Genomic DNA, 12,164 nt, shown 5'->3' on the forward strand with positions numbered 1-12,164 from the left:
CCTAAACGAAAGAACGTGCCGCACCTGAATAAAGTTGAAATCGCAGATACTCCAGCGGTGTCTTTCCGGTATAGGATTTGAAATCTTTCAGGAAGTGGTTCGAATCATAGTATCCGTTGGATACCGCTATTCGCATCAGATCGATTTCTTTGCTTCCCATCAGCTCAACGTAGGCATGAATGAAGCGCTGGAGTTGAATGTACTCCTTGGGAAGAAGTCCGATATTTTTCGCAAAATTCCTTTCAAGCCACTTATAGTTTACGCCGACGTCTTCGGTCACATTTCGTACAGAGCTGTTTCCCCTAACCTTGTGGATATGGTCCAGCGTTTTCCGTAAGGTTTGAGAGGTACTGGGCGCTGTGAAAGCATCCTGGAGATACACTTCAACGAATGCCGTCTTTTCTTCAATCGATATGCATTTGAAAAACTCACTAATTCTGAATTGATTGCTTGCTGCAATAAGTTCAAATGGGGCAATTGGGTTAGATCTGAAATACTGGGCGTCTAAACCAAAAAGCTTGAAAAAAGCATCTGGGTGAAACCGCACGATAAAAACCTGTTCAATATCGTTATTGAAGGTGATATATACATTCTTAATTAAACCCGCACTTGCCCATGCGGTTTTGACTTGAAAGGTCTCGCCATCTGCTGACACCGTCACCGCATCTTCGCGATTTTGTAAAAATACAAGCACAGGAAATCCATCATTGAAGATCAGATGGGTATCGTTTCCAGCGTCTTTCGAGAAAACATAAAATCCTTCGATTACGGATTCAAGCTCCATTGAAGGGCTAATTCTATATCCGTTTTCATTGAACTCCCGTAACTGTATCTTTTTCAGGTAATCAATTGGCATGGTACAAATTTACGGGAAATGTTAACAGCCAAAGAATTTAACCGTGTCTAATATTTACTATGAGTACAATTTAGATGCACCTAGCTTTGTGAAAAACTGAATGAAATTGGCGGATGATTATAAAAACTAGTGAAGAACTTCAAGGTATAAAAAGAGTGAGTGATGCTGTTGCACAGACCTTGCAAAAAATGAAAGCATATACTCAAATAGGCATGTCGACCAAAGAAATCGACGAATATGGAAGACAACTTTTGGAGGATCTTGGTGCTAAGTCTGCGCCATTTGAAACATATGGTTTCCCCGGATATGCCTGCATTAGCGTCAACGAAGAGTTTGCACACGGCGTTCCTTCGGATAAAGTGAAACTGAAAAATGGCGATATCATTAATATAGATGTTTCCGCGGAATTAAATGGCTTCTGGTCTGACAATGGCTGTTCGTTTATAGTGGGCGAGGATATTCAGGCGTTGCAACATTTGGTAGATACTTCAAAATCGATATTATTAGATGCGATTTCTCACATCAGTGGCGGCATAAGAATTGCTGATATTGGAAAACTAATAGAAACCAAAGCTAAAAAATCCGGATATACCGTCATCAGAGACTTAGGTGGCCATGGCGTGGGAAGAAGTTTGCATGAAGCACCCGAAGCAATCATGAATTTTTACGACCGCGATGACACAATCAGGCGTTTCAGAAAGGATTCGATTGTGGCCATTGAAACTTTCATTTCCACCAAGTCTTCATTTATCGAAACCGCCGCGGATGGCTGGGCTTATTCTGGCAGCAAAGGCGGATTTGTGGCACAACATGAACATACAATAATGGTAACATCGGGGAAACCGATAATTTTGACGGCTGGAAATGGAATATAACTGATGGTTGCTTGCAATTTAGCGATATCGCTAAATTGCATCTCAAATATTTTCAGATGATATATGCTTATGAAGCTGAAAACTAATGGAGTTACAAATCCCTCCAGCAACACATACATCATCGGCAACGGTGTGATAGCGAAGGCTTTGGCTGTTGCATTGTCAGTAGCCGGAAAAGATGTGACTATTCTCCGCGGTTCTGTCGATGAGCAAGCTGTTACCTTTGAAGAAATTCAGGTGGAAATAGCCGGATCTGTATTTGCCGCCAATATCCAGGTCAGCTCGATCAATCACTATGAAAAGCTTGATGGGATTGTATTACTAACCAATAAATCGTTTGGCAATTCCCAGTTAGCTAGTAAGTTGAAAGACAAAATCGGGGATTCTGCGATTGTTTTTCTACAAAATGGTTTGCATATAGAAAACAGTTTCATTGATGAGGGATTCACCAATTTGTACAGATGTGTTTTGTTGGCAACCAGTGAGTCTATTGGCGAAAATAAGGTTAGGTTTAAACTTGTAGCGTCGTCGCCGATCGGCCCGCTGAATGGATCTGACGAAGATCTGAAACATATTGTCGAGCACCTCAACACCGATCTTTTTTCTTTTCGGTCAGAGCCGGATATCCAGCCAATTATTTGGAAAAAGGTTATCAGCAACTGCGTTTTCAACTCCATCTGCCCCCTTTTAGAAACTGATAACGGGATATTCCAGCGTAATGAAAAAGTTCTGGAAATTGCAAAAACGGTCATCCGCGAATGTCTGGCTGTCGCAAGGTATTATAACATCGAATTGACAGAAGATGACGTGCTTCAAAATGTGCTAATGATAAGCAAAGCTTCAGATGGCCAAAAGATTTCCACATATCAGGACATACTAAACAAACGGCAGACCGAGATAGAATCATTCAATTTTGCCATCGAAGGAGCAGGAATTCAAGCCGGAAATATCAGTGTTCCAACTACATCGCTCTTAGGAGAACTGACGAGAATCAAATCAGACTTGACTAGGAATGAACAATGATTTTGGCGATTTCCCTTCGTAATGGATGAAACGTTAAATCGCCTGGAAATGAAATTCGAGTTTCAATCGCGTCTCATTTCCAGGCAGTATGTCATATATTAAAATGCATATTTGACCATTAGAACAAGATCGGTCAAAGTATCCAATTCAGCTTGTGAGTCAATCGAAAGCGTAAACTGTGTATCTGCTTCAATAGCACCGTTTGGCGTATTTCCTGTCCATAAGCCCCAGAGTTCGCCGTTTACAGGCACTGCCGCTGCATTAATTTTAAGGGTAACGGCAGCGGAAGCTTTGGCGATAAATCTAACGTGATCGATATTACCTCCGCCCAATGCCTGCACAAAATATGGCAATCTGTCTTTCGATATGGTGAGCTTGACAGTTTTGTTACGTTTAAACGAATGCCATTCATTTGGCATATCCTGCCTCATATTCAATGCTATATGCAAGCCGGACTCTGATCCGATTTGTTGTCTGATCGCTTCCAGTCGATCTGTCAATGTACCTTCGGCCAACGTTTTCAGACTGCTTCCACCTTCACGGGAAGTATACTTGATCGTCAATATCGCATCGGAAAGCGAGTCGTAATTAAATTGTTTTGCAACGGTTGGATTGGGCAATTCAAGTCGCCATGAGCTGATGGCACCACATCCTTCGAACGGCAAATACCTTTCGTCCCGGAAATTCAATTCAAAGAGTCCGCTGTCATTTTGCGCGTTACTTGTCGCAACCGACTGAATTGCCCCGACATTATATGTAAATCGTTCATCACCAGGCACCTCGTCGTAACCGGCCGCAGTATTGGCATTCTTTCGGTACCGGTTGTTGACCAAAGAAAGTTTAGCACTAACAGAAGTATATGGCCCGGCGATGCAAGGCAGACTGATACTCACTGATTTAATCCGTCTGAAATATTGTCCTGCAAAATCCATATCATAAAGTGCTTCCGGCACTTCGAAGTCGCATATGCCTGTATTCCGTAATTTTACCAACGCCAACGGGTCAAGCTGGGCGAGCGAAATATGTTTCGTGATTTCGTACTCACGTTTGTTTTTGTCAAGATAGCTTGTCTCCATGCGTTTGATATCATAGATGAGCTGATCGGCACTCTGGAGGCCCTTTTTCATACTATCCCAATATCCGTACGAAATGAAACTGTCGTCGTTAGCCAGCTCCAGCCGGTAGCTGCGTTCTGCTTTCTTCGCAAAATCGTGGGCGAGTTGATACGACTTGAAATACACCGAGCTAATCTGCCCTATCATCCAGTCATACAGCTCTCTATTGGTAAATTTGGAACGCATAAACTCGTCTGTTTTCCGCGCATTGTCAATTTGCAGATCCTGATTTTTCAGATCTGTTTCTGAAATTTCTTTCCTGATTTGCGCCGCGTCGATCTGCTTGTCGATACTGTTTAACTCCTTCAAAGCCAGTCTTTCCTGCAACTTCCAATCATCAAACCGACGATCATAACCACCCAAAGTTGCTGCCCTGCTCGCTTCAAAAGAGGCCACTGTACTCAGCACACCCAATATATCAGCCGCAATATTGGTTGCTCCGGAAATTGCCGAGCCACCAAGTTGCAAAACCACCGATGGGGAACCACCAAAACCGGAAGCTCCCACATGAAACTCCGGTATCAAACGTAGCGCGCCTGCCACGGTTCTTACGATCTGAGCGGCTACCTGGTGGTCGTTTGCTTCACTCAGTTTATCCAGATTGAGCTGTTCTTTCGGGATAATTTTCTCTATATTTTTATAATAGGTATGACGCTCTTCGGTAACCAGCTTCGTCCTCTTCAGAACTTGGATCTGTTCGGCTGCTTCACTGATTTGCAGTTTCCTGATTTCGCGGGTTGCATTCAAAACCTTTATTTCCAGCTCGCTGCGCAGCAATGATAATGCCTCGGAATCCTTTTTCTCTAAAGCAGAAAGCAGCGAGCTGCCCAAACCACGTACCTCCTGTGCAAGTTCATTTGCTTTTTGAGCCAAAGTACTGAACCGGTAAAATGGTGCAGGCGCGTTAATCCCGGCCAGTATCGAAGATAAATCCAACCCCGAAGCCGCAGCCTTTACCAGCATAGCAGGATCGATCGGAGGGGCAAACAGCGCCAGGCTCCGTTCCACGCCATCGATATTCTGACAATGTCGTATTTTGAATAGCCGGTCTCCCACCCGATCCCAATATTCCAGCATTTTCTCATTGTTCGGAATACAGAAATAGAGCAGTGACAAAGTGACCGGCGGTGCAGGAAGTTCATTACCACCCTGAGGTAGCACCGAAAGATCAGGCAGAATATTTTCAAGCGCAATCAACGCATTGCTAAAACTGTCCAGCTTCGCTTCTATCTGGTTGTAGGTTTCATATGGTGGCTTCACAACCGGTGGAACAACGCGCGGTTTTGGCCCTAATAGTTTGTCTGCAAGTATATACATCTGGGTTGCCTGCGCAATGGACTCCATCGTATCCTGTCTGAACAGATTATCGCCCCATTCCGTCAGGTTATCGATATATTTCATGAGTAGCGCCTTTTGATAGGCTACTGGCCGGAATCGTGCAATCACGTCAGGTCTGAATGGCTTATTCCTCCATTGGTCAATAGCAAACTCCAGCTCTTTAATATCCGGATTAGATGCGTTCGACGTGGAGTACATGAGCGAGTCAATCCGCTGCGCTATATAATCGGCTTCCTGATTGAGATAAAAAGGTTTGGTTACCCAATACTTCTGCACGCCATTTCCGGGTAAAGCTCCGGTTGGATTGAATATGTAGCCAAACCACGACATCGCTTCTTCGAAACGCTGGTTTTTCGTCAGGCTTCCAGCAATATGCAAGGGTAGCCGATAGAACATATCCCAGTTGTACAAGCTATAGCTCCCGTCGCTTGTAAAATCCACATCTTCAATAGGATAGTCGTAAAGAAGCGATCCGTCGACCTGCTTATAGCTAGTTTTGGCGACGTTCAGCGGGTCGGGACTATAGTAGTTCTTAAAACTGAAATTCGTATTGACTTTTAGCTGCGTTTCCCGCTTCATCAGCCCCGGAATACCGTCTTTGTAAAGTATGGCTCGTAAAGTACAAACCAGCGGGTGATACATATTCTTGAATTGTTCACCATATACCAACCCTGCCTTCTCGAGTGCGGTTTTCAATTCCTCATCAAAATCAGGATTGCCGGTATTCCCGATCAGGAATTGCAGTATTGGCTGCAATGGCTTGTAGCGCGACATCTCCTGAATAATTGCCTGAAAATCGGGATCGGTCAGTATTCGGTCAATCGCTGCCTGCGCATCGGCTGGCGGCGTAGTCAAGAAATCACGCACGGTCTTTTTGAACCAATTAGCTATATCATCCAGCAATTGAAACAAATCCGATCCGGTCCTTTTTTCTTCATCGTTTAATCCCGTGACCATCGCAGAGGTGCCATCGGTAGTCTCCTTATAAAAGCCCGGAATGATGACATATGCATGCCAGCTGTCCTCCATAAAATAAGGCAGCATAGTCCCGAAAGGTAGCTTCCATTTTCCTTTCCTGTTGGAGGAGGTTCCAGCTGCCAGATTAAGCGCCATCGTAAATAACTGATATATAAGGCTCAATGTATCCAGCGCCGTCATTTGGTGCGGATAACTGATCCTGAACTGACCCGGTGTAAGATTTAGCAGTTTAAAGAAATCAAACGGCTTGACTCCGTTTTTCACCGCGAGATCGTCGGGAGCAATCGACGTGATTTCATTATAACGTTGTGTCCGCAATTGCGAATCTTTAAAATCGGGCAGGAAATCGGGGAAATAATCGTCTCCCTCATATGATTTTTCAGGATATCCTTTGCAACCCGATATATCAAAAACTCCATTTTTCTGATGCGTATCCACCCCGCCGGAATTCTGGCTGCTGAAAATATATATCTGATCTGACTCTTTCAGAAACAGCATATTATATTTCTCCCGTTCCAGCAAACTATAGTCGAGCGTATAAGTGGAGGGGGTTGATATACTGTCTTTTGACACCCGTTTCGGCTGCCATTTCTTATTACTATACTCACTGATAGCCAGCGTCATCACCAGTTTTTTCGCAGGGCGATCGGTATTCACATATGTACCCTGATCGGTACCTGCCGGGACTTTGGTTTGCTGATCGGGTTGCGCTTCTTCGGTAAACATCAACCAGGATAAATGCAGCCGATTGTTTCGAATAAAAGCTAGGACTTGATCTCCCTGAATGTCCAGTTCCACTTTTTCCCAGGCAGTCCACGAACGCTCTTTTTCAAACCGCCGGTAATAATATATCGCTGGATCCGCTCCTTTGGTACGGGCAAAAACGTGCATGGTTCGGGTCGGAACGTCATACCAGGTGGCTTTCACCTCAAGGAATGCGATGTTGTCCAGTTTTTCCAGATAGTTGCGGACAGAAGCTTCGGCGGTGTCGTTCGTGAGTTCATTTTGCTGCAATTCATTGATGAATTCTGTGAGCTGATAGGATTTGTCGTCAGCAAGGGTAACATCATACCAGTTTTCAGGATAAAGGAATATTTTGCGATTGGCCTCCCAGACCCGGTAGTTTTTCATCCATTGCCATTGGTTCCAGTTCGGATCATGGTCTATATCGGCAATTGCGTCGGGTTCGATACCCATCAAACATCGTTGCACAAAAAGTTGAATGCAATTATGTGCCAGCACAATACGAGATGAAGGCATGCAGGAACCCATTTCTACATCAACCAGGAAGTATTCATACAGGTCGTTCTCATTTTTTATATCTGGATTCGTCGCCAACAGATATGCAACCAGCGCATCCCGCTTTTGCGGACGAATTTTGTCCATAATCTCTTTTAACGTAATGAGCCAGGTATCTTCGTCATAGCGTGATTTGAGGTTGGTACGCACTGCCGCTACATCAGAAGCAGTCAACACTGGTTTGATATAATTCGCTATTTCTGAAATACTTGCGCTCAACTTTCGCATATTCTCAGCGGATTCCAGCAATCTCAAAAAATTGGGAATACTCTTATAATTGCTGCTATTAAATGCTGCAAAAAAGTATCCATCAATGGATATCAACGTTTCCTTGACGTGCCCGGTCAGAACGGCGATAGACTGCATCAAATCGTCCTGAGTAGTCCCAGCGGCGACGATCGCCTCCATTGTGCTATAAAATGTGACCGGTTTTTCCGGATCGGCAGGGTTGATGACCGGAGCCAAAGTCCTGGCCTGGCTCAGCAATTCCGAAAATTCTTTGAAAGCGTTATATGAAACCGCAGCCTGCCCGGTTGCAAAAGGAATGGCATCCAATTCAAACCATCCCAGTTGCTGGTTGTTTTTTAAAAACCAGGAGATCTGAACATTGTCAAGTTTTAGGGCAGATACCAGTGGGAAAAGCTTGTGCAGCAGCCGCAACGCATCATATTGTTTTTTAAAAGCCGCTTCCGAAATGGCGGGGAGAATTGGCAAAGGATGAGCCGCAGTTATATCACCAACATCGATCAATGAATTGCTCAATAACAGGTCGGACAATATGTCCGTTCCCGGAGCCGATTTCTTCAGCTTTGCTCCAGACAGTATTGCGTCTGCCAGGCCCGCGTCGGTCTTGAAAGATGCAGCTATTGCCGCCGATAGTAACCCTGGTTTTTCACTGGTGAAATTAAATCCTGAGATAGCAGCCAGCCAGGTTTTGATCAACGCTTTTTGCTCGGTTTCAATGCCCGGACCTGGAGCCGCGCCGAGCGTATTGAGTGCAGCTTTAATTGCAGTTACATCAAAAAGAGAAGCAATTTGTTTGTCATCAATAAACGTAAGTGCATTGGCCAGAGTAGTACCTGAATGTACTGTATATGTGTCGTCAACCCATTTATAGGCCCATTTCCTATCCACAAAATTGAGCAGTATATTCACGTCAGCTTCCTGCAAAACCGTCAAAGTGGAAAGTTGATTTTTGAGTATACCCACAAGGGTTTCAACAGTTGTATCATCACTGTATAAGGAACGATTCTCATTGAAGGACTTCTGATAAATAGCCTGAAGACTTTTCAGGAGCGCTTCCATTTTGTCGGTTTTAATTTCCCTGTCCGCGAGGTTTTCTGCTGCGTGATTCAGGGTGAATTTCAAATCTGTCAGTTTGATAGGCAAAGATCTTACATTGACCGTCGCTTCATAAAAAGCGAGCGTATCGGATGGACTGCCTAAGGCATTAATCCCGCTTAGTTCTTGCAAGATGAAAAAATCGTCCGGAGCCGTTTTCATTCTCTTCATCCATTTTCCCATCGCAAAAACGCGGCTGAGATTGGCGAAGGTCAGAATATTGTTCGCGAGTGCGCCAGTGAGCCGGTCAAAATTGCTTTCATTGATATTGATACTGACGCTGATAGCAGTTTTGAAATCATTCAATGTCTTTTTTACCGCAGCTGTTTCGTTAGCGGCCACATTTTCAGCTGAAAGTCCTGGCTCAATAGTACCATTTTTGGCTTTGTTTTGAAAGATAGAATCGTAAAGCGTCGTGGTTTTATATGGCAATAAAGTGTGCGGGATTTCGCCATAGAAGGCGATCAGATCTTCGAGTTTCAACCCTGTCTTTTCTACTAATTTTTTGAGAGCCGCGGTGACTTTGATGCAATTGTCATTCAGAATCCCATTTCCCAGCGCTGGCTGACTTATTACTTCGTCCAGTGTTTCAAACTTCCAGCCAAGTTTCCTTTGCAGACGTAAAAACCGATGAATGCGATCCAGGGTATCAAAATTGATATTGCGGATTTCCTTGGTGGCCGTATCGCAGGTAAGTTCGTCGCTGTAGACAAAGAGGTTTTGGGTCTTTTTGATAAACCGTAGCTGCAGTAGTACTTCCAGATCCTTATATTCGAGACTCGTTCTATCCAGAAAATGGTCAACTTGTTTTAGATAGTCAACCACATTTCCGGGCGCTGGCACATTCCAGAATGCCTGTTGAGCCGCATTGTCATTTGGAATTGGTATTGCCGTAATGATTTGCCTTTCGCTGTCCGACAATCCGAGGCTTTCCGCCGCTATCGCAATATCGTTAGGTCCTGCCGCCAGTTGAAACGTTTTCATCAACTCATCCCGACCAAGGCCAAACCTGTCGAAATATGCGGTTGCCTCTTTATGGTGTAAATCGAAAGGTAACTTGAATGCGTATTTTTGAGTACGTAACTCATTATATGCTTGTGCATTAACATATTCAGGGGCGGCATCCAGTTCCTCAGCCGACGACATGGTTTGTCGAAGCCGGTAGATTTTGTAGGTGTTGCCACCCGTGTTAACAATTTTACATACCACCTTACTGTCACGCAAGTAATGTGGCAATGTCGCGGGAGATACCATTCCCGATTCTGTTTCATGGATCAGTGCTTTGGCAGTCACTGGTAATCCGGCTGCGGTCAAAGCTGCCAAAAGGGCTGCTGATATTTTGCCCTTTGATGGATCCGGACCGGCTGTCAGTGCGCCCGTATAATCGATTCCTTCGTCAGGGGCAATGGCGTCTTCCAGAATTTCACATACCAGATCAATATACTTCACCGGCGTATTGGCATTCTCACATCCCAGGTCAATTTCACCTAAATCCGGTCGTCTGTTGAAGAGCACAGTTTTTGCATTTCCGGCGACTACCGTTCTTTTATCCAGAAACTGCAGTATCTCAACCAGATATGCGGCCGGACTATATACCGATCGACAATGTTCGCACGCACACGAATCTGTAATCTTGAAAAGGGATTTGAGATTTGGAAAATCCTTGCTGACAGCCTCTATTTTATCGGCCAGTGAAGTGGTTTCAAACGAAGCAATATTCATTGCGCTCATGCTGTCGTTCAGATCGCCGATCATCAGCATCGCCGCTGTATGTTTGGTTTCTGCTTTCCGGAATACCTCCTTGGCTTCAAGAGCCGATATGCCTGCTTTGGGTGCTATTTCATTCACAAAACGTGTTTCGCCGACAGAAACAATGTTGTAGGCAGACTGGATGTTTTCGTTTTTCAGCGCGATGGTTTTGCCGTAGTGCGGTATGAGTTTAAATATCCGCTGAACAGATTTTAATTCATCCGCTATGAGTGCTGTGCTTTTTGCAGATATCTTCCTCGTTTTGAGATAAGTATCTACGTTATTTTTGGCGAGATCAAAGTCTTCGTGCTTATTAAAAAAGCTAACCAGTTCCGTTTGGTTATTCAACACATCCGTTTCCGAACGTTCAAGTTGAGCAGCGAATGCGGTCGTTGGGAAAGCACTTTCAAATTTCCTGACTATAGCTGATGCGTAACTTTTGATCAACGTAGAATCTTTCAATTCAGGATTACCCTCGCTGAGCGTCTCTACCCATTTTGCCTTGTTGAAACGAGCCAATTTCTGAACGTCTTTTTCCTTTTTTAGTCTATTATCTGCCACGATAAAAGGTATGCTCTTCTTCCCCAGCGCAAATAACTGACTAATCATATCACCCAGCTTAATATCGTCGGGAGTCTCTGTTGTTTGGAAAAATGCGGGATCTGCCACTTGTTGCACAAAACCATTCAGGTCATTTTTACTTGCTCTGAACAGCTCCTTTACGGCCGTCATTTTTGACGGATTTAGTATGTTCGTCAGAAGGCGCACTACCCTTTTCGGGTGTTCCTTTTCATAATATCCTGCCGCTCTTTCTCTGTAAACTGACAGATACTCGAAGTATTGTTTTATATTTTTGAGAACCTCCTCCCCCACCAGCTTTTCACCAACTGCTATCTTTAAATCTCTCTGTACCAGTTTTTGATCTGCACGTCCGATATCCAGAATCAATAACTGACCGTCGGCTTGAATACCTATCGAATGCCTTGCGTTCAGGGTTTGGCCAAAGCTGTTATTCAGCAAAGTCCCCCTGCGCAGTATTGCGTAAAAGAAAGCGGCGCCAATTTTTGAAAGATTTTGCAGCCGATGGGCGACCACAAGATGCTCCACTTTCTCGGCCGGAATCTGCATCTCTTTGGATAGGAAGGTGATATCTCTGAATTCCTTATTCTCCTGAAGATCCGCGATGGGAACCTGATTTGCGAGATAGCTCACCTGCCTTACCAGAAAATCAAATTCAACTTCACTCTGAGGAATAGTTTGTGAAATAACAATATTGATTTCCTCCCGGTCTCCCGCGTTAAACCGAACCTCATCCATAGAAGATTTGAAAAGTTCGGTAATCTTATCGGGCGCGAGTACCCTGACCGCTATATCCGCTTCGTTAATGTTCCGTCCCTTTAGCTGTTCATACCCCCAAGTCAGGCTATATCGGCCTTCTCTGTCGGTTGACGTACCAGATAAAGGCAGCCACTCGCGCATATCTACATCATAAATTTCGACGATCAGGTTTGCCAACGGACGGCCGCTGACATCTTTTACAGCACCGAAAACAGTATTGATTTTATTTATTGAAGGCATGATCTTTATTTT

Annotated in this window: 4 protein-coding genes; 2 read left to right on the plus strand and 2 right to left on the minus strand. The window is 44.4% G+C overall.

Going from position 1 to position 12,164, the window contains the following annotated elements; translation table 11 throughout:
• Position 1 precedes the first annotated feature (1 nt).
• A complete protein-coding gene (locus AC1XUD_RS03095) occupies positions 2-856 on the minus strand; it encodes a helix-turn-helix domain-containing protein (RefSeq protein WP_483359489.1) in 855 nt (284 codons plus the stop codon).
• Positions 857-969: 113 nt separating this feature from the next.
• Here AC1XUD_RS03095 and map point away from each other — a divergent pair, with 113 nt between their 5' ends.
• Complete coding sequence (map, locus tag AC1XUD_RS03100) at positions 970-1,731, plus strand: type I methionyl aminopeptidase (protein ID WP_483359490.1); 762 nt, start codon at positions 970-972, stop codon at positions 1,729-1,731.
• A 69-nt stretch (positions 1,732-1,800) separates the two neighbouring features.
• Positions 1,801-2,754 carry a ketopantoate reductase family protein gene (locus AC1XUD_RS03105; protein ID WP_483359491.1) on the plus strand — a complete coding sequence of 318 codons (954 nt, stop codon included), beginning with the start codon at positions 1,801-1,803 and terminating at the stop codon, positions 2,752-2,754.
• Between the two features lie 98 nt (positions 2,755-2,852).
• On the opposite strand, the gene AC1XUD_RS03110 is transcribed toward AC1XUD_RS03105, so the two are convergent.
• Positions 2,853-12,152 carry a Tc toxin subunit A-related protein gene (locus AC1XUD_RS03110; protein ID WP_483359492.1) on the minus strand — a complete coding sequence of 3,100 codons (9,300 nt, stop codon included), beginning with the start codon at positions 12,150-12,152 and terminating at the stop codon, positions 2,853-2,855.
• Between the last annotated feature and the right edge of the window lie 12 nt (positions 12,153-12,164).

The sequence above is a fragment of the Dyadobacter sp. HNCC25DJ184 genome, assembly GCF_056895215.1.